At 59.6% G+C, this 19,723-nt stretch carries 15 protein-coding genes, 2 rRNA genes and 1 pseudogene (1 of these 18 only partly in view); 7 read left to right on the plus strand and 11 right to left on the minus strand.

Annotated elements, in window-relative coordinates:
* Positions 1-30 precede the first annotated feature (30 nt).
* The 3 genes and pseudogenes from ACEN8E_RS25100 to ACEN8E_RS25110 all read right to left on the minus strand — a co-directional run bounded on the left by ACEN8E_RS25100 (position 31) and on the right by ACEN8E_RS25110 (position 2,775).
* Complete coding sequence (locus ACEN8E_RS25100; RefSeq protein ID WP_495593396.1) at positions 31-639, minus strand: methyl-accepting chemotaxis protein; 609 nt, start codon at positions 637-639, stop codon at positions 31-33.
* Positions 619-1,383, minus strand: a pseudogene (locus ACEN8E_RS25105) (PAS domain-containing protein); the annotation flags it as partial. The pseudogene ACEN8E_RS25105 and the gene ACEN8E_RS25100, both read right to left, overlap by 21 nt.
* An 81-nt stretch (positions 1,384-1,464) precedes the next feature.
* Entirely contained in the window at positions 1,465-2,775 is a 1,311-nt protein-coding gene (locus ACEN8E_RS25110) for an MFS transporter (protein ID WP_495590281.1), read from the minus strand.
* Positions 2,776-2,976: 201 nt separating this feature from the next.
* Between ACEN8E_RS25110 and ACEN8E_RS25115 the strand changes: the two genes are divergently transcribed.
* The 3 genes from ACEN8E_RS25115 to ACEN8E_RS25125 all read left to right on the plus strand — a co-directional run bounded on the left by ACEN8E_RS25115 (position 2,977) and on the right by ACEN8E_RS25125 (position 6,331).
* Positions 2,977-4,395, plus strand: coding sequence for a short-chain fatty acid transporter (locus ACEN8E_RS25115; RefSeq protein ID WP_495590282.1), 1,419 nt, complete (start codon positions 2,977-2,979; stop codon positions 4,393-4,395).
* A 94-nt stretch (positions 4,396-4,489) separates the two neighbouring features.
* Complete coding sequence (locus tag ACEN8E_RS25120) at positions 4,490-5,662, plus strand: hypothetical protein (RefSeq protein ID WP_495590283.1); 1,173 nt, start codon at positions 4,490-4,492, stop codon at positions 5,660-5,662.
* Between the two features lie 144 nt (positions 5,663-5,806).
* Positions 5,807-6,331 (plus strand): SET domain-containing protein, encoded by a 525-nt coding sequence (locus ACEN8E_RS25125; RefSeq protein WP_495590284.1) that lies wholly within the window; start codon positions 5,807-5,809, stop codon positions 6,329-6,331.
* 6 nt (positions 6,332-6,337) lie between these two features.
* Here ACEN8E_RS25125 and can read toward each other — a convergent pair whose 3' ends face one another.
* On the minus strand, positions 6,338-6,982 hold the full coding sequence (gene can, locus ACEN8E_RS25130) for a carbonate dehydratase (RefSeq protein ID WP_495590285.1): 645 nt from the start codon (positions 6,980-6,982) through the stop codon (positions 6,338-6,340).
* Positions 6,983-7,122: 140 nt separating this feature from the next.
* Here can and ACEN8E_RS25135 point away from each other — a divergent pair, with 140 nt between their 5' ends.
* Positions 7,123-7,527 (plus strand): serine kinase/phosphatase, encoded by a 405-nt coding sequence (locus tag ACEN8E_RS25135; RefSeq protein ID WP_495590286.1) that lies wholly within the window; start codon positions 7,123-7,125, stop codon positions 7,525-7,527.
* A 108-nt stretch (positions 7,528-7,635) separates the two neighbouring features.
* Here the strand turns inward: ACEN8E_RS25135 and rimI are convergent, their stop codons facing one another.
* Both rimI and ACEN8E_RS25145 read right to left on the minus strand, forming a co-directional pair.
* Positions 7,636-8,088: a ribosomal protein S18-alanine N-acetyltransferase gene (gene rimI / locus ACEN8E_RS25140; RefSeq protein ID WP_007981794.1), complete on the minus strand. Its 453-nt coding sequence runs from the start codon at positions 8,086-8,088 to the stop codon at positions 7,636-7,638.
* A complete protein-coding gene (locus tag ACEN8E_RS25145) occupies positions 8,081-8,827 on the minus strand; it encodes an energy transducer TonB (protein WP_495593397.1) in 747 nt (248 codons plus the stop codon). Before ACEN8E_RS25145 ends, rimI begins: the two co-directional genes overlap by 8 nt.
* A gap of 219 nt (positions 8,828-9,046) precedes the next feature.
* Here ACEN8E_RS25145 and mksB point away from each other — a divergent pair, with 219 nt between their 5' ends.
* Genes mksB through mksF form a run of 3 tightly spaced genes read left to right on the plus strand, consistent with a single transcriptional unit; the run spans position 9,047 to position 13,855 of the window.
* On the plus strand, positions 9,047-10,327 hold the full coding sequence (mksB, locus tag ACEN8E_RS25150) for an Mks condensin complex protein MksB (RefSeq protein ID WP_495590287.1): 1,281 nt from the start codon (positions 9,047-9,049) through the stop codon (positions 10,325-10,327).
* Complete coding sequence (mksE, locus tag ACEN8E_RS25155) at positions 10,317-11,018, plus strand: Mks condensin complex protein MksE (protein WP_495590288.1); 702 nt, start codon at positions 10,317-10,319, stop codon at positions 11,016-11,018. Before mksB ends, mksE begins: the two co-directional genes overlap by 11 nt.
* Positions 11,015-13,855 carry an Mks condensin complex protein MksF gene (gene mksF / locus ACEN8E_RS25160; RefSeq protein ID WP_495590289.1) on the plus strand — a complete coding sequence of 947 codons (2,841 nt, stop codon included), beginning with the start codon at positions 11,015-11,017 and terminating at the stop codon, positions 13,853-13,855. Before mksE ends, mksF begins: the two co-directional genes overlap by 4 nt.
* A gap of 192 nt (positions 13,856-14,047) precedes the next feature.
* On the opposite strand, the gene ACEN8E_RS25165 is transcribed toward mksF, so the two are convergent.
* From ACEN8E_RS25165 to ACEN8E_RS25185, 5 genes are all read right to left on the minus strand, one after another.
* Positions 14,048-16,351, minus strand: coding sequence for a PqiB family protein (locus ACEN8E_RS25165; RefSeq protein ID WP_495590290.1), 2,304 nt, complete (start codon positions 16,349-16,351; stop codon positions 14,048-14,050).
* Positions 16,344-16,967, minus strand: a complete 624-nt coding sequence (locus tag ACEN8E_RS25170; RefSeq protein ID WP_495590291.1) for a paraquat-inducible protein A — start codon at positions 16,965-16,967, stop codon at positions 16,344-16,346. Before ACEN8E_RS25170 ends, ACEN8E_RS25165 begins: the two co-directional genes overlap by 8 nt.
* Complete coding sequence (locus ACEN8E_RS25175; protein WP_429365918.1) at positions 16,954-17,613, minus strand: paraquat-inducible protein A; 660 nt, start codon at positions 17,611-17,613, stop codon at positions 16,954-16,956. The genes ACEN8E_RS25170 and ACEN8E_RS25175 overlap by 14 nt, the downstream gene beginning before the upstream one ends.
* Before the next feature lie 146 nt (positions 17,614-17,759).
* Positions 17,760-17,875 (minus strand): 5S ribosomal RNA (gene rrf, locus ACEN8E_RS25180).
* A gap of 150 nt (positions 17,876-18,025) precedes the next feature.
* Positions 18,026-19,723, minus strand: a 23S ribosomal RNA gene (locus tag ACEN8E_RS25185); it runs 1,194 nt beyond the window's last position.

Below are 19,723 nucleotides of genomic sequence, written 5' to 3' on the forward strand. Positions count from 1 at the left end.
GTAGCGCCCACGTAACCCTGTGGGAGCGGGTCAGTTGGTGAGTTGATTGGCAAACTGCCCCACCGCATCGACCACTTTCTGCGCGCCGTCCTGGATCTCGACAATCACCGTACCCGCTTCCGCCGCCAGCGCCAGGCCCTGTTCGGCCTGGAGCTTGCCGTCGGCCATCAGCGCCACGGCGTTGCGCGCCATGTCCTGGTTCTGCCGCACCACGAGGACAATTTCGTCGGTGGCCTGGCTGGTCCGCGAAGCCAGTTGCCGGACTTCGTCCGCCACCACGGCGAACCCTCGACCCTGTTCACCCGCACGCGCCGCTTCGATGGCCGCGTTGAGCGCCAGCAGGTTGGTCTGCTCGGCGATGCCGCTGATGGTCTTGACGATGGTACCGATCACCAGCGACTGCTCGTTCAAGGCTTCGATGCCATCGCCGGCGGTTTGCATATGCCTGGCCAGGTCACGCATCACGTCCACCGCCTGGGTCACCACGGCGTTGCCGCGCTGGGCGCTTTGGTCGGTTTGCTGCGAGGTGCTGTAGGCAATGTTGGCGGCCTCGGCAACGGCTTGCTCCTGATTGACCTGATCGGTAATCACCGTGGCGAACTTCACCACTTTGTAGAGTTTATTGTTGGCATCGAGCACCGGGTTGTAGGACGCCTCCAGCCAGACCGTACGACCATGGCTGTCGACACGTTTGAAACGGTCGGCGACGTATTCACCCGTGTTCAGGCGACGCCAGAAGCTCTGGTACTCGGCGCTGTTGTACTCCTCTGGCAGACAAAAGGTGCGGTGATGCTTGCCCTTGATCTGCGCCAGGCTGTAACCCATGCCACTGAGAAAGCGGTCGTTGGCGGTCAGCACATTGCCGTTGAGGTCGAACTCGATCACCGCCGTGGAGCGAACCAGTGCGCCAATCAGGTTCTCGTGTTCGCGGGAGGCCTCGATGGTGCGGGTCAGGTCGCTGGAGAAGATCGAAAAATGCCTGATCCGCCCATCTGCCGAGCGCACCGGTTGCAGGATTGACCGCAACCACGCTTCCTGGCCCGTACCGCGCAGCAGGCGCACCGCGCCAGCGAAGTGCTCGCCACGGGTCAGCGCGTTCTTGAAACGCAATTGGAATTCATCGGATTTGACGTGATCCGGGACTAGGTCGTCGATGTGTCGGCCGATCAGGTCAGCACTCTTGTAGTGCATCTCGCCAAGGAAGTTCTGGTTGACCGACTGGACCCGCCCGTCGCTGTCGAGGGTCAGCACCAGCATTTCGCTTTCCAGACTTTCTTTCACTTGCTGGAGGCTGGAGAGTTCTTCACGAAGAGCCGACAGCTCCTGCTTCAAGCGTTTATTGAACATGGGAAAGCACCGATGGACAGGGGTAGAAAGCGACATGCAGCCTAACCATCGGCCTTGGAAACGTTTTCTGAAGCGCGCTTCAGGATTGTCCTACAAAAATAGTTACGATATACCCGATCAATGCGCACCAGCGGCAGGACAGCCGGCGCTTCTCGGCATTCGCGCTCCGAAGAACGCCGCACTGCCCACGCCCACTGCGCCCATCACCGCACTGAACATCACGCAGATCCATGGACTCCACGGCATCAGACCGATCAACAACAGCGGTGTGATGCTTGCCCACGCGGCGTAGGCAATGTTGTAGGTGAACGAGATGCCCGAGACGCGAATCCGCGCCGGGAACAGGCTGACCATCACCGATGGCACCGCGCCGACCACCCCGCAGGCCAGCCCTGCCACGGCGTAGGCCAGGCCGATCCAGTCGCCGTCCACGATCAGGCAGGCATACAGCACGCCGATGCCCAGCGGCAGCAGCAGGCTATAGAGCATCACCGTGCGCCAGGCACCGATGCGGTCGACCAGCAGCCCGGCGAGTACGCAGCCGATGTTCAAAAACACGATACCCAAAGCGCTCAAGGCGAAGGTACGGCTGGCGGTCATGCCAAAGGTTTTCTGCATCATGGTCGGGGTGATGACCACGAACACCACCACGGCCGAGGTCAGCACACAGGTGAGAATCATCGCCGGCAGAATGGCCAGGCGATGCTCGCGCAAGACCGTGCGCAACGGCAGTTCGCCGGCCGCCTCGCGTTGCGCCTGCATGGCCGTGAACACCGGGGTTTCGCTGAGCCAGCGACGCAGCCACACGCCAATCACGCCAAATACGCCACCGAGCAGGAACGGATAACGCCAGGCGTAATCGAGGATTTCCGCCGGGCTGAATGCCTGCGCCAGGAAGGTCGCGGTCAATGCACCGATCAGGTAACCGAAGGTCAGCCCCGCTTGCAGGAAACCCAAGGCATAGCCGCGATGGGCGATGGGCGCGTGTTCGGCGACGAATACCCAGGCACTGGGCACCTCGCCGCCCACCGCCGCGCCCTGGAGGATGCGCAGGGCCAACAGCAGCAATGGTGCGAAATAGCCGATTTGCGCGTAGGTTGGCATGATCCCGATCAGCAGGCAGGGCAATGCCATCATCAGGATGCTCAGGCTGAAGACTTTCTTGCGCCCCAGACGGTCGGCGAAGTGCGCCATCAGGATGCCACCCAACGGTCGCGCCAGGTAACCGGTGACAAAGATCCCGAAGCTTTGCAACAGACGCAGCCACTCGGGCATTTCCGGCGGGAAGAACAACTGACTGAGGGTCAGGGCGAAAAACACGAAGATGATGAAATCGTAGATTTCCAGTGCCCCGCCGAGGGCGGCGAGCCCCAGGGTCTTGTAGTCCGAGCGGCTGAACGGCGCCGGGCGCGAATCGGTGTTAGTCATGAAAAGAACTCTGGCACAGGCAAAAACCAAGGCGCTCATGGTCTACGCAAATGCCCTGGCGGACAACCCGTTAGACCAAAGTCCCATAGCCACGAAACAGCCCCGCAAAAATCCCCGGCTTGAATTAATGTTGGCGTCTGTCCAGACGGGCCGCTGCTGCCCCGAAGACCACAACAAACATAAAAATCCGAGGTACCCTCCGTGGCCGCCAAGATCGAAGATAGCCGCTCCGCCCGCTTTGCCCTGCGCTGCTCAAGTTTTGCCGAACGCTGGTTTCCCGACTCCTGGGTGTTTGCTGCCCTGGCGGTGATTATCGTGGCCCTGGCCACCATCGCGATGGGAGCCAAACCCACCGACGCCGCCATGGCCTTTGGTGATGGCTTCTGGAGCCTGATCCCCTTCACCATGCAGATGGCCTTCGTGGTCATCGGCGGGTATGTGGTCGCCAGTTCGCCGCCAGCGGTGAAACTGATCGATCGCCTGGCGAAAATCCCGAAAAACGGCCGCTCTGCCGTGGCCTGGGTCGCCCTGATCTCCATGGTCGCGTCGCTGCTGAACTGGGGGCTGTCGCTGGTCTTCGGCGGCCTGCTGGTGCGCGCCCTCGCCCGTCGTACCGATCTGAAAATGGACTATCGCGCCGCCGGTGCCGCCGCCTATCTGGGTCTCGGTGCCGTGTGGGCATTGGGCCTGTCGTCGTCCGCGGCACAGTTGCAGGCCAACCCGGCGAGCCTGCCGCCATCGATTCTGTCGATCACCGGGGTGATTCCCTTCACCCAGACGATCTTTCTCTGGCAGTCCGGCGTGATGTTGCTGGCCTTGATCGTCATCTCGCTGATCATTGCCTACGCGACCGCCCCCGGCCCGAATTCGGCGCGTGACGCCAAGGCCTGTGGTGTCGACCCGAGTTTCAACCTGCCGCCGCTGCAACCGCGCACCCGTCCCGGCGAATGGCTGGAATACAGCCCGCTGCTGATGATCCTGCTGGTGCTGCTGGCCGGTGGCTGGCTGTTCCACGAGTTCTCGACCAAACCGGCGATCAGTGCGATTTCCGGGCTGAACACCTACAACTTCCTGTTCATCATGCTCGGCGCCCTGCTGCACTGGCGCCCACGCAGCTTTCTTGACGCAGTGGCCCGTGCGGTGCCGACCACCACCGGTGTGTTGATCCAGTTCCCGCTGTACGGTTCGATCGCGGCACTGATGACCACGGTCAAGGGCACCGATGCGCAGACCCTGGCGCACCACATCTCGACCTTTTTCGTCAGCATTGCCTCCCACGACACCTATGCCCTGCTGATGGGTGTGTACTCGGCGATCCTCGGTTTCTTCATTCCGTCCGGTGGCGGCAAGTGGATCATCGAAGCGCCGTACGTGATGCAGGTGGCCAACGACCTGAACTATCACCTGGGTTGGGCCGTGCAGATCTACAACGCCGCCGAAGCCTTGCCGAACCTGATCAACCCGTTCTACATGCTGCCGCTGCTGGGCGTGCTGGGGTTGAAGGCGCGGGACCTGATCGGCTTTTCCTTCGTGCAGTTGCTGGTGCATACGCCACTGGTGCTAGTGTTGTTATGGGCACTGGGGACGACGCTGGCGTATTTGCCGCCGGTAATACCGTAACCATGAAAAAGGGCCGGTATTGAAATCGGCCCTTTTTGTTCAGCCCCGTGTGTTTCAGTATCTGCTGGTCTTATACGCTGAAAAGGATCTGAGCATGTTCAAACTCGCGGCACTCACCCTCGCAGCACTCACCCTGAGCACTACCGCCCACGCCGATGTCAATTTGAAGCTGGGCACCACCGAACGCGTTACCCGCCTCTTCGCCTACCCCAACAATTGCAACGTGATCTGCTTTCGCAACTGGACGCTAGAGCAGACCGTCGAGCATTACCTGACCCAGAGCGTGCAGCGCGATGGCTACGGCGACGCGAAGGTTCTGGTCAAAACCGACAATGGTCAGCTCCACGCAGAAATCATCGGCGTACCCAACGGCTATGAAAAACCTTTGGCGGCACTGCTCGATGCCGGGGACCTGGCCTATAACGGAGCCAGCAAACTGAATGCCGACGGCAAGTGGGCGTATAGCTGGTACCTGTTCCTGCCGCTGGGCATGGCCCTGGAGCACCGCAAAAGTGTCGAGCTGCTGCACTTCCCGCCCGACTATTCATTGACTCAGGCCCAGGATTACCTGAAATCCGCCACCACGGATCGTTGGGCCACGCTGCTCACTGCCAATGGTATTCCGGCGGAGCAGACGCCAGGTTTTCAGACCATTGTCGACATCGCCCCTATCGCCGCTCCATCCAACGCAGGCAAGGACCTGGAAGGCGTCTACAGCTACTTCAACGACTACCAGACCACCATGGTCAAGAATGTCAGCCTGCACCCCAGCGGTGAAACCTTGCCGATGGTCGCCTTCGGCGCACCGGTGCGTAACTGGATCAAACAACAATACGGCTCGACCGTGAACGTACTGGGCCTGGCGACAATCAGCCCGAGCGACGGCGTAAAAGTACGGGTGCTGGGTTCCAACCACCCGAGCTACATCTGGTACGCCGCCGACCCTGCGAACTATTCCGGCAACGATGCCAAGGCCAAGGCCGATGCGGCGGGCCTGAAAGTCATGGGCCAGGATCTGAGCGCTGCGTGCTGGCAGGCTGTCATGGGCCGCCAACCGGACAGCAATGCTGATGTCGAGCTGAAAACCTGCACTCAAACCTGGCAAGTGGCCGAGAAAGAAAAAACCTGCGGGCTGTTCTACACCTCGATTCGCAACCTGACGCCCGGCCAGGCAGCGGCCAAATGCTCGGCGGCCGCGGTTCAGTTGCAGCTCAAACAGCTCAAGGCGCCAGCGCCAGCCACTGCCCTGCCCGAACCACCGCTGTAAACCGATTGCGGGCAGTCGAACTGTCAGTTATGACAGTAGACCGCTCGCGATATCTGCGAGAGGCTTGGGCCGTACCCACGTGCTGCAGCACTGACAGGATCGTCAGCCGATGGAAGTCGCAGCACCCAGCCGACAAGGATCGTTATGAGAGCTCACGCCTTTCAAGGAAAATACCCACATTCTTCGCAAGGTGTTTACCCCTTTTCGGAGCTGCCCGTTCGCCTGGGATTTCCGTCCCTGGCCGACTTCGAAATCATTGAAAACGCCAACGGCCAGGCCACCGCCATTGCGGTACGGCGTGAATTCCCGCGAATCACTCGTATCTGCCGGGCGTCGGGGCATTTGCTGCCCTATCGTTGCCGCCATACCCGCCAGCTCGCACCGGGTGTGCATGTCTACGACCCGCGCTTCTGCGGACTGTTGCGACACTCCTGCGACCCCAATGTCTATCTGGACATGAGCGAGTTGTGGTTATGGGCGCTGAAGGACATCAGCAAAGGTGACTGGCTGACAATGGACTTCGCCGCCACCGAAGACAAACTGCAACGCCAGTTCGCCTGCCAGTGCGGTTCATATGGTTGCCGCGGCTGGATTACCGGTTATGACGAATCGCCAAACGCCGACGGCCAGGCGTTTCTGCATCACTGGCGTCGGCGAGTTCACGATTGACGGGCTTTATTGCGAATCGATCGGACGCAGGCGGTATTGCGGCGGCAACTGTTCGAAGCCACTGATGGTGGTGTTCAGGCTTTTCCAGCGACCGTCCTTGATACCGTAGATACAACCGTGGATCGACAGGCTCTGCCCGCGGTGCCAGGCATTTTGCACAATGCTGGTATGGGCGACGTTGGCCACTTGCTGAATCACGTTGAGTTCGCAGAGGCGGTCGACCTGTTCCTCTTCGCTGGCCAGTTTGGCGAGTTCTTCGCGCTTCTCGTAGTAGAGATCACGAATCGAACGCAGCCAGCCATCGATCAGGCCGAACTGGCGATCCTGCATCGAGGCGCGCACGCCGCCGCAGCCATAGTGGCCGGTGACGAGGATGTGCTTGACCTTGAGAACATCGACTGCGTACTGGATCACCGACAGGCAGTTAAGGTCGGTGTGCAGCACCACGTTGGCCACATTACGGTGTACGAACAGATCGCCCGGTAGCATGCCGACGATCTCGTTGGCCGGCACCCGGGCATCGGAACAACCGATCCACAGATACTCAGGCGTTTGCTGGCGGGCCAGTTTGGCGAAGAAATCCGGGTCTTCCTTGGTGATCGCGTCAGCCCAACGCTCGTTGTTATCAATCAGGTCTTGTAAGTCGTGCATGCTGTAAGGCCTCAAGAAAGATTGCTGCTTTGACAGACGACCGTCCGTCGGGGTCACGCAAGAACCGCAAGTGTTTTCATTGGAATTCTCGTGTGTCCGGTGAGTCCACCGTAGTAAGGCCCACAGTATGAGGAATTGCCATGACTGATTCACGACGTCCGTACGATGCGGTGCAACCGGAACCCATCGATGATAACGAAGACCGCATGGGTTCGGTGCATGAGCTGGATTTCGACGACGAAGAACCCGGCACCAGAATCGGCGACGAACTGCCGGACGATGAGCGCGAGCAACTGATGCCACGCCGGCGCGTACATCAAGCGGGCCTGACCGGCGCCTCGACCGGCGACCATCAACCTACCGACGATGACTTGAGCCCGGAAACCCTGATCCGTGAAGACGGCGCCCGGGACGCCCATGAAGCGGGCAGTGATAGCCGCGCGGATTGGGACCTGAGCATCGTCGACAAGGACGATATCGGTGGCGGGTATGGCCTGGATGAGGCTGAACTGGCGCGGCGGGATCCGATCGACAGGAAGCGTTGATTGTTGGCGTCTGACAGATTGCTTTCGCGAGCAGGCTCGCTCCCACAGGAGATTTACGTCGTACATTAAAACTGTGGGAGCGAGCTTGCTCGCGATGTTTTTGAAGCCTTAGTCCACCAAAGTACAGGCCATGACCACCGCATCTTCGCGCCCACCCACCGCCGGGTAGTAGTCGCGACGACGACCGATTTCGTTGAAGCCATAACGTTCGTACAGCTTGAACGCCGCGGTATTGCTGTCGCGCACTTCCAGGAAACACTCCCGGGCGTCGGCCTTGTAGGCAATCGACATCAAATGCTCAAGCAACGTCAGCCCCAGGCCACGGCCCTGGTTTTCCGGCTTGACCGTAATGTTCAACAGATGCGCCTCGTCGAGGATGATCTGCACCACACCGTGGCCTACCTGTTGCTGACCTTCGAACATCAGCCAGATCTGATACTTGCCCAGGCCATCGAGGAAAATCCCGCGAGTCCACGGGTGGCTGTAGGCCGCGTATTCGATTTTCAGTACAGCTTCCAGGTCCGCCTCGGTCATCGGGCGAAACGATACAGCGTCACTCATTTGATTCTTTCCAGCGCGCCATCAGCCGACGCATGGCTTGCCAGACATCAGCCTTACGCTGTGGCTCTTCCATTAATAATTCCAGGCCCGGCACCGCCCAGGCCGGGCCCAGTCCTTCGATCTGCAACTCGCGATAGAACGCCCCGGCATCCGCTTCACCGGCAAATCGCACCGCAGGCAAGCCGATCAGCCACAGGCAGGCGCATGGCGTTTCTTCCATCCGCACAGAAAGGAAACCCTGTACGAAGTCCCGCGCCGCTTCCGGTCCCTGATCCATCGTGCCACGCACCAGCAACGGCCAGCGTACCGGCTCACCGACGATCTGCGGGCTGTCCGGCAGACCGGCGGCGCGCAGCATGTCCTTGAGCAGCAGGTAGGCAGGATCGCGGGTCTGGAAGGGTTCGCCTGTGGGTAGCTCCACCAGCAGCAGGCAGCGCCCGGCCCGCAGCAATTGCAAGGCGAAACGCGGGGGCGGCACCACTGGCGCCTTGACCACGACGGGCGCCTCTTCGGCCTCCTCCACCGGTTTGGCACCGGTGCGCGTGCTTGCCAGCGACGGTCGCGGCACCTCGATCTTCGCCCGTTCGGCCGGTTTGACCACCGGTGCTACGGGCGTTTCAGCCACAACCGCCGGCACAACGGGCGCGAGCGCAACCGGCTCAGGCGTCTCCAGCAGCTCGGGCCGCGACGGCGCAGCAAAGGGCAATTCGGTGCGCGGCAGCCAGTTGACCACCTGCATGGCGGCCAGATAAGCGCGACGACGGGACTCGATAAGCAAAGGTCGGCCACTTGTGGATAACTAAAGTGCGCTGATTCTACCGCCGTTCGCTCAAGATCGCCCGCAGTTGATCGATGCACCTTTCCGAAAAGAAGGCGACAGCCCGTCCCGAGAGTGAATCGCATCGTCGCCGATGCAGTACAATCGCGGCTTTTAATCGCCAACCAGCCGGCCATTCCGATGATCGAACCCAAGCGCGTCTTGCGCGCCCTCGCTGAACACTGGGCACTTCTGGAGCCACTGTGCGAGCACTTCGACCAAGGCACACTGAGCCTCAACGAACTGCGCACGCAACTGGCCGCCCAGCAACTCGACAGTACGCCGCAGGACATTACCAGCCTGCTGGATGTGTGGATTCGCCTCGACATTCTGGTTCCCGTGGCCAAAAGCCCGAACCGTTTCGAGCTCAATGCGCAGATTCACGACTTCCTTGCCTATCTGCGCCGTGAACACCGGTTGGGCCTGTGCCTGGAGATCGAAGCCTACCTGCGCCACCTGGAGCGTCTGGCCGGTTATATCCAGGATGCGTTCGATATCCGCGACGGCAATGACCTCGCCCGCCAGTTGCGCCTGCTCGACATGCGCGTGCGTGACGTGCTGAAAAAACTCGATAACGACGAACAGGCACTGGTGGCCGTCGCCGAACGGGCGAAAACCAGCGACCGGCAGATCCCGTTGCGCCAGCGTTACGCTGAAGTGCTGGCGACCTGGGACGAATACGTCGAGCCGATGATTGATCTGGTGAACGCCGACGGCGCCTTCGAACAAGGCGTGCGCAAGGTCGAAACCGTCCTGCTGAAGATGCTCAGCGAACAGCAACGCCTCGGCCACTTGGTCGACGACGACATGCTGCTGCGCACCCACGCGCGCATCCTCGAAATGCAGACCAGCGCCCAGTTGACCCTGCGTCATGCCCGCGAGCTGCTGTTGCCGCTGCGTGAAGAAGCCCGCCGGCACAACGCCGTGACCCGTGGCGCGGCACTGGCCTTGTCGATGATCCGTCGCAAGGGCCTCGACGCGGTGCCACAAGCGGCGATGCCGATGTTCACCCGCCCGCAGAGCACTTTCCTTGGCAGTGCCAGTCAGGTCGAAGCCTACGTTTATGCCCTGGCACGCTTCGAACCGAAACCGGCGCGTTTCCCCAAGGCGCACAAGACCCACAAGGGCGGCGATGCACCACGGGCGCCGCGCACGGTTCGGGAAATGCTCGAACGCTGCGAAGACGCCCTGCCGATGCCGGACCTGATGACCTGGCTGCTGGAGCAGGAGCCGGACGGCGCCACCGACGAATTGCTGTACTGGTTCTCGCGCCTTTCGCGGGAAAAACGCTTCACGCGCGAGCGTCTGGAACGTCGCGAATACCATACCCACGAGCATCAGGTCAGCCTGCGCTCCTTCGCCCTGCTCTCGGTCAGCGATGACGCCGCCGAGGATTCTGCGAGCATCCCACATGCATCTTGATCTTTCCGAACTGTCCCAACTGGCGCCGATCTTTCGCGAGCTGTTCAAGGGTTATCACGTCAGCCGCCGCGATCCGGAGCTGTACGCACAGTTGTCGAACTTCCAGGACCAGTACCGCACGCTGTTCAAGGCCCTGGGCTTTGAACTGGTCTGCGACACCCGCGGCTTCTACTACTTCGTGCCGGACCTCGCGGCAGCGGCGGTGAACAAGACCGCCCAGCGTCTGGCGCTGTTCACCTTCATCCTCGTCGAACACCTGGCCGATCAGGGCCGCGACCCGATCTCCGTGCTCGACGGCGGCAGCCTGGGGCGTGATGAATTGCCGTCGCTGCTGGAGAAATACCGCGACCTGTTCATCCAGGCCGAAGTGCAGACCCAGGAAGAGCTGGAAGAAAAGATCATGCGCCGCATGACCCAGCTCGGTTTCGCCAGCGAGGAGAACGGCGTCTACCGTTTCCTGCCGCCGATGCACCGCTTCCTCGATGTGTGCCTGTCGGTGCAGCAGGACCGCGATCTGGCCGCCAGCTTGCACAGCGTCCTGCCGTTGCCGGTACCGGTGCTGATCGACGAAGACAGCGACGAAAAGCTGTTGCAGACCGATGACCCGCTCGACCTCGCAGAGTTTGAGGACGAAAGCGAAGAAGACGCCCTGGCCCGCGCCATCGCCGAAGAACAGGAGCTCGACGCATGAGCAAGGAACGTTACGGTATCCGCCGCTTTGCCCTTTTGAACACCGCCGGCTACAGCCTTGGCCTGTTCCCGCTGGAAGAGCCGCTGTCGGTATACGGCGCCAACAACCTCGGTAAATCCGCCTCGATCAACGCCTTGCAGTTCCCGATCCTGGCGCGCATGTCGGACATGAGCTTCGGCAAGTACAGCCTGGAACAATCCCGGCGTTTCTACTTCGCCTCGGACACCAGCTACATCCTGGTCGAAGTGAACCTGCCCCACGGCCCTCATGTGATCGGCGTGGTCGGCCGCGGCCCGGGTGGTGGTTTCGGTCACCAGTTCTTTGCCTATGCCGGCAAACTGGACCTGGCCCACTACCAGAAAAACGACACCTGCCTGCGCCAGAAAGAACTGTTCACCAACCTTGAGCGCGAGGGCCTGAAGGCCTACGAGCTCAAGCCGGATGAACTGCGCCGCCTGTTGGTCGGTGGCCACACCTCGATCCCGCTGGACCTGACGCTGATCCCGCTGCGTTCCACCAGCGAGCAAAGCCTGAAGACCTTCCGCGCGCTGTTCATCAACCTGCTGCACATGCGCGAAATCACCGCGGCCAAGCTCAAGCAACTGTTCCTCGATGCCTTCGAGCACAGCCTGCGCTCCGGCAGCGTCGATTACATTGCCGCGTGCGAAGAAGCGTTCCGCGATGTACGACGCATGGAGCAGGACTACAACTCGCTGGTCGCCGCCGGCCCCTTGGTCGAAGCCCTGGCCAACGGCGTGAAGCAACGCGACATCCTGCGCGGCAAACTGCACCGGATTTCGCCATTGCTCGACTCCTTGCTCGGTACCTGGTCGGACTACGCCAGTGCGCGCAAAGAGGAGCTGACCATTCAGGCCGAACACTACCGCAATGAGCAGGATGCCCTGCAAAACGACCAGCGCGGTGGTACTCAGGAACTGATGCGCCTGGAGCGGGAAATCTCCGGCATCCAGCGCTGGCTCGGCGAACTGTCGGTACTCAAGCATCGCTTTGCCCTGGTCGACGACGTCAAGGTGCTGGAACAGCAGCTGCTGGCCGCGAAGGACGCCCACGACGAACTGGCCGGTGCGCTGGCCCAATCGCGCCAGTTCAGCGCCGAAGACCTGGACGAGCGCCTGCGCGACCTGGAAAAACGCCTGAAGTCGGTCAAGCAGCAACTCGATCACGCGGACAACAACAGCTACGCCCGCCTGCGCGAAGAGTTCTCGCAGCAAGACGTCGAACGTTTGATGCGCCTGTTCAACAGTGCACTCTTCAGCCTGCCGCTGGGTGAACACGGCATCACCCTTGACGACGACGGTGAGTGGGTCAAATCCGTGGAGCTGATCCTCGACGGTTTCAAAGGCGAACGCTTCGAAGTGCCGGGCCTGTCCATCGACATCTCGCACATCGAACCACCGGCGTTGCAGGCCCTGGCTGACCGCGCGGCCCTGCGCGACCAGAAAGAACGCCTGGAAAAAGAACTCAAGCAACTGAAAACTCAAGCGGCCGTGGCTGCCGACCGCGCCGCGAGCAAGACCCAGACCGAACTGCTGTACCAGCAAGTGCTGGATGCGCAGAAAGCCCTGGAAGATTTCCGTCGCGCGCAAACCCTGAGCGCCGAAGAAGGCGACAAGCTGGAGCAACTTGCGCAGATGGAAGCCGCGCAGGACGAATTGAAGCGTTCCAGCGATGCCTTCACCGAGCGCGTCCAGCAACTGTCAGCCAAGCTGCAACTGGTCGGCCGGCAGATCGGCGACATGGAAGCCAAGCAACGCACCCTCGACGACGCCCTGCGCCGCCGTCAGTTGCTGCCCGCGGACCTGCCGTTCGGCACACCGTTCATGGACCCGATCGACGATTCCATGGACAACCTGCTGCCGTTGCTCAATGACTATCAGGACAGCTGGCAAGGCCTGCTGCGGGCCGACGGCCAGATCGAAGCGCTGTACGCCCAGGTGCGCCTCAAGGGCGTGGCCAAGTTCGACAGCGAAGACGATATGGAGCGACGCCTGCAACTGTTGATCAACGCCTATGCGCACCGCACCGACGAAGCCCTGACCCTGGGCAAGGCTCGCCGTGCCGCGGTGACGGACATCGCCCGGACCCTGCGCAACATCCGCAGCGACTACGACAGCCTCGAACACCAGCTGGCGCTGTTCAACCGCGAGATCAACAAACGTCAGGTTTCCAACCTGCAAAGCTTCCGCATCGTGCTCGCGCCGAACAAGGAAGCGCTCAAGCACATCGACCAGATCATCCACAGCGCCGGCCAGTATGAGGAAGGCGAAACCCTGTCGGTCTTCGACCTCAGCCAAAGCGCCGAGCAGGACAACAAGAACGAAGAGGCCAAGGAATACCTGGCGCGGCTGGTGGCAGCCAACCACAACCAACTCGGCCTCAAGGACTTGTTCGAACTGGCGTTCGAGATCACCAAGGTCAATGGCCAGCCGGTGATCCACACCGACATCGACGGCGCGGCGTCCAACGGCACCACCATGACCATCAAGGCGCTGACCAACATGTACTTGTTGCTGCACTTGATGGACCGTGACCAGGCCGGCCGCGTGCGCCTGCCGTACTACCTCGACGAGGCGGCGGACATCGATGAGAAGAACCAGGCCGCATTGCTGGAAACCAGCCTGCAGTTGGGCTTCGTGCCGATCCTGGCGAGCGTGAAGCCGCAGGTCTGCGCCAGTGTCGCCATCGACCTGGAAGGCGGCAGCGGCCCTGCCGGCATCTACATCGATGAGGCGGACTGGAAGTACATCCGTCGTCATGACCAGGTGAAGGCGACGATCAACGAACAAGCGGATGAACCGGAGCTGGATGCGGTCTGACGTTTGAATCGAAGGTAATGAAAAAGGCCGCGATCCAATGGATTGCGGCCTTTTTCATTGCCTGCATTTGGCCTTTCAGTGCGCTTGAAGGCCTCTTCGCGAGCAGGCTCGCTCCCACCTTAGATCGGTGTAAACGCAATCCATTGTGGGAGCGAGCCTGCTCGCGAAGACGGCAGCACAAGCACCCTCAGACTATTTACCGAGGGAAATCTTCGGCGCCCAGGTCAGCCATTCCTCTTCGAACTTGTCGAACAGCGCGAACGTCTGCTCCGGTTGCGCCGGGTTGCCCATGCGCTCGCCGTCCGGTGTGGCAAAGGCGACACCGCCCTGAATCATCGTCTCCAGGGATTCAGTACGCACCGTTGCCCCCCTGAACAGGCCGACATCGAAGTCGAACCCGCTGGTGTTCCAGAACCGGGTGCCGCTGCGTACCAAGGGCGCGTACTTCGGCTCGATCAGGATATGGATCAGGACACGATCAGCAGTCTGGCCCAGCTCATAACCCGTCACCTTGCCCACTGTGATTTCGCGATAGGTCACTGGCACGCCGGCTTTGAGCGATCCACGACGAGCGGCGCTCAGCACCAGACTCAATCCCGCCTCCTGTTTCGCCGTTTCCGGCACAGTGGCCAAAGCCACGAAGTTCTTCTGCGGCCCCAGATTCTTCGGTGCCGGTTGCACCTCGATGTATTGCCCGGTCACCAAGGTTTCGAGGTTGGAGGTCTTGATCAACCCCAGCTCAGGCTTGACCACCCAGAACTGACTGCCGACCCGTGCGATGCGCTCCGGCACTTCCGTAATCCGCGCGGTCAGCAGCACCGATTGCAGGTCCTCGCTGAGATCAACGCCTTCCACCTTGCCGACATCCAGCCCCTTGAAACGAATCGGAGTGCCGGTACGCAAGCCATCCGCACGGTCCAGCCTGATCGTGATGACTTCGCCTTTTTTCGTGGCATCGTCATGGCTGGCGAACAAGCGGAAGCGTGGAATGCGCTTCTGCAGTGGCGCCTTGGCTTCCGGGGTTTCAAACGCAATACCGCCGGCCATCAAGCTTTGCAACGATTCACTTTTGACTTGAATCCCACCGGTCAGTCCGCCCGTGAGCGTGATGCCGCTGGCATTCCAGAAGCGAGTCGAGGCATTGACCAGGTCCTCGTATTCCTTCTCGATGTGCACGCCGATGATCAATTGCTTTTTGGTGCGCGAGAACTGATAGCTCTGTACCGAACCGACCTTGACCTGCTTGTAGAGAACCGGGCTGCCGACTTCCAGCGAACCAAGGTTTTCGGTGAACAACACCAGGTGCAGGCCCGGCGCGCGCAGATCCAGCGGTGGCGCCTTCGGCCGCGCCACGAATTCGCGTTGCGGTGCCGCGCCCTTGTCGCCAGGACGCACAGCGATGTAGTTGCCTTTGACCAGCGCTTCCAGGCCGGTAATACCCGCCAGGGAAATCGACGGTTTGACCACCCAGAATTGCGTACCGCTCACCAGGTAGTCTTCGGCCAACGGGTCCATCGTCAATTCGGCGGTGGCCCCGGACAGATCAGGATCGACCTTCAACGCCTTGAGATTGCCGACCTGAATGCCTTTGTACATCACCGGCGTACGGCCGGCCTGCAAACCTTCGAAGTCGCTGAGCTTGACCTTGACCCGGATACCGGCCGCCGCTGCATCGAAGTCTTCGTAGAGCCTGAACGGCAGGCTCGGATCGGTAGGCGGGCTGTCCTTGCGGTTTTCAGGTGTAGCGAACGCAATACCACCGGCGACGATGCTGGCCAACGACTCGCTGCGCACCTTCACACCCGACAGGTTGGCATCGATGCTGATGCCGCTGGCATTCCAGAAGCGCGTGTGTTTGCGCACCAGTTTGGCGTAGGTCGGTTCGATGAAAACCTTTAGTTCAACGGTGCTCTGATCTTCCGAGAGCACGTAGCTCTTGATCTGGCCGACCTTGATCTGTTTGTAGAACACCGGGCTGCCGCGGTTCAACGAACCCAGGCGATCAGCCTTGATGGTCAGGTGCAGACCCGGCTGGGCATCGGAGAGCGGTGGTTCCTGGGCCAGGGCCTTGAACTTGCGAACCGGTTCACCTTCGCCCGGACTGATTGCAACGTAGTTACCCGAAACCAGCGTCTCAAGCCCCGTAATACCGGCCAGCGTCACGCTCGGCTTGACCAGCCAGAAACGCGTGCTGGTTCGCAGGTATTGCTCTACGTCCTTGTTCATTTCGATGCTGGCAATAACACCTTTGGAACTGCCCTCGTCATCGAGCTTGAGGTTTTTGACCTTGCCGACCGACATCCCCTTGTAGACGACTTCCGTCTTGTTGGCCTGAATGCCTTCGCCACTTTCAAAGCGCACCTGAATCTCGATGCCATTCTCGTTGTAAGCACGCCAGCCAAGCCAGCCGCCGATGATCAAGGCGATCAGGGGCAACACCCAAATGGCGGACCAGTTGGAGGCCGGTCGGGTTTTCGCTACGGGCAAATCAGTCATGGTCGTCGTCCGACTCCGTGTTATCCCAAATCAGTCGGGGATCGAAAGTTACGGCGGCAAGCATCGTCAGAATCACCACAGTGGCGAAAGCGATGGCGCCAAGATTGGCTTCAATGCTGGCAAGCCGTCCAAAATTGACGACCGCCACCAGGATGGCGATCACAAAGATATCGAGCATCGACCAGCGGCCGATGAACTCGATGAAGCGGTACATCCAGATACGCTGGCGAGCCGAAAGGGGTTGACGACGCTGCACGGAAAACAGCAGCAAGCCGATGCCGACCAGCTTGAATGTGGGCACTATGATACTGGCGATAAACACCACGGCCGCAATGGGGAACATTCCGTAGTGAATCAACTCGATCACACCGGCCATGATCGTGCTGGGCGCACCTTTGCCCAAGGAGTTCACGGTCATGATCGGCAACAAATTGGCCGGTATGTAGAGAATGGCGGCAGTAATCAGCAATGCCCAGGTCCGTACCAGGCTGTTCGGGCTGCGGGCATGCACCAGCGCTCCGCAACGCGTACAGACTTGCTCATCGGTATCTGCTTCCTGCCTGTTCAACTCATGACATTCAGCGCAAATCAGAATGCCTGCATCAATCGCCCGCATGAGCATCCTCTCCCGATAACGCTTGCCAGATCTGGTGAGGCGACATCACGACTTCCAGCCAGACTTGAATCAGCAGCAAGCCGATGAAGCACGCCAGGCCCAGACCTACGGTAATTGCTGCCATATCTGCCAGCTTGACGATCGCTACGAGTACGCCCATGAAGTAAACCTCGAGCATCCCCCATTCGCGTATATGGTGATAAATGCGATAGAGCAACAAGCCGTAGCTGCGTCCGACATCAAAACGGATGCTCAACAATACGGCCAGTTGGCACAGTAGCTTGAGCAGCGGAATCCCCATGCTGCACAGGAACACAATCACTGAAACGCTTTGCATGCCTGTGTCAAAAAGCGCGACAACACCGCTCCAGACCGTGTCTTGCGAAGATTGCCCGAGCAGATTGAGTTGCATGATGGGTAAAAAGTTCGCCGGAATAAACAACAACAGGGCGGCGATGACCAGGGCAAGGCTGCGCTGTACGACGTTGTAGCGGTGGGCATAAAGCTCGTAGCCACAGCGCGGGCACAGGGCTTTTTCACCATGGGCGAGTTCTGGCTTACGCATGAGCAGGTCACACTCATGACAGGCAACCAGATTGTCTAGCGGTAATTCTGACAGCCCTTGGGCGTCAACCGGATCCGGCATAAAGGCTCTGAGTCTGAAAAAGTTGGCCCTATTCTAGTGCCATGAACTGAAAATAACTGTGCAAAATGTGCAACGGCCAGCCCTGTTTTTCACGCACAAAAACAAAACCCCTACCTGCATACGCAGATAGGGGTTTCGGAATTTAATCTTGACGATGACCTACTCTCACATGGGGAAACCCCACACTACCATCGGCGATGCATCGTTTCACTGCTGAGTTCGGGATGGGATCAGGTGGTTCCAACGCTCTATGGTCGTCAAGAAATTCGGGTACCGAGTCGTGGCCGGCTGGCCGCGCTTCAGCAAATTGGGTATGTGATGGAAATCGGTGTTTTGTGAGCGTCGAACTTTCGGTTCTTGCGTCTTCACACACCGCAATCTGGCCTTTCGACGCAAATTGCTTGGGTGTTATATGGTCAAGCCTCACGGGCAATTAGTATTGGTTAGCTCAACGCCTCACAGCGCTTACACACCCAACCTATCAACGTCGTAGTCTTCGACGGCCCTTCAGGGAACTCAAGGTTCCAGTGAGATCTCATCTTGAGGCAAGTTTCCCGCTTAGATGCTTTCAGCGGTTATCTTTTCCGAACATAGCTACCCGGCAATGCCACTGGCGTGACAACCGGAACACCAGAGGTTCGTCCACTCCGGTCCTCTCGTACTAGGAGCAGCCCCTCTCAAATCTCAAACGTCCACGGCAGATAGGGACCGAACTGTCTCACGACGTTCTAAACCCAGCTCGCGTACCACTTTAAATGGCGAACAGCCATACCCTTGGGACCGGCTTCAGCCCCAGGATGTGATGAGCCGACATCGAGGTGCCAAACACCGCCGTCGATATGAACTCTTGGGCGGTATCAGCCTGTTATCCCCGGAGTACCTTTTATCCGTTGAGCGATGGCCCTTCCATACAGAACCACCGGATCACTAAGACCTACTTTCGTACCTGCTCGACGTGTCTGTCTCGCAGTCAAGCGCGCTTTTGCCTTTATACTCTACGACCGATTTCCGACCGGTCTGAGCGCACCTTCGTACTCCTCCGTTACTCTTTAGGAGGAGACCGCCCCAGTCAAACTACCCACCATACACTGTCCTCGATCCGGATAACGGACCTGAGTTAGAACCTCAAAGTTGCCAGGGTGGTATTTCAAGGATGGCTCCACGCGAACTGGCGTCCACGCTTCAAAGCCTCCCACCTATCCTACACAAGCAAATTCAAAGTCCAGTGCAAAGCTATAGTAAAGGTTCACGGGGTCTTTCCGTCTAGCCGCGGATACACTGCATCTTCACAGCGATTTCAATTTCACTGAGTCTCGGGTGGAGACAGCGCCGCCATCGTTACGCCATTCGTGCAGGTCGGAACTTACCCGACAAGGAATTTCGCTACCTTAGGACCGTTATAGTTACGGCCGCCGTTTACCGGGGCTTCGATCAAGAGCTTCGCGTTAGCTAACCCCATCAATTAACCTTCCGGCACCGGGCAGGCGTCACACCCTATACGTCCACTTTCGTGTTTGCAGAGTGCTGTGTTTTTAATAAACAGTCGCAGCGGCCTGGTATCTTCGACCGGCGTGGGCTTACGCAGTAAATGCTTCACCCTCACCGGCGCACCTTCTCCCGAAGTTACGGTGCCATTTTGCCTAGTTCCTTCACCCGAGTTCTCTCAAGCGCCTTGGTATTCTCTACCCAACCACCTGTGTCGGTTTGGGGTACGGTTCCTGGTTATCTGAAGCTTAGAAGCTTTTCTTGGAAGCATGGCATCAACCACTTCGTCACCCAAAGGGTAACTCGTCATCAGCTCTCGGCCTTAAGATCCCGGATTTACCTAAGATCTCAGCCTACCACCTTAAACTTGGACAACCAACGCCAAGCTGGCCTAGCCTTCTCCGTCCCTCCATCGCAATAACCAGAAGTACAGGAATATTAACCTGTTTTCCATCGACTACGCTTTTCAGCCTCGCCTTAGGGACCGACTAACCCTGCGTCGATTAACGTTGCGCAGGAAACCTTGGTCTTTCGGCGTGGGTGTTTTTCACACCCATTGTCGTTACTCATGTCAGCATTCGCACTTCTGATACCTCCAGCAAGCTTCTCAACTCACCTTCACAGG

This window comes from Pseudomonas sp. Pseusp9 (genome assembly GCF_059491265.1).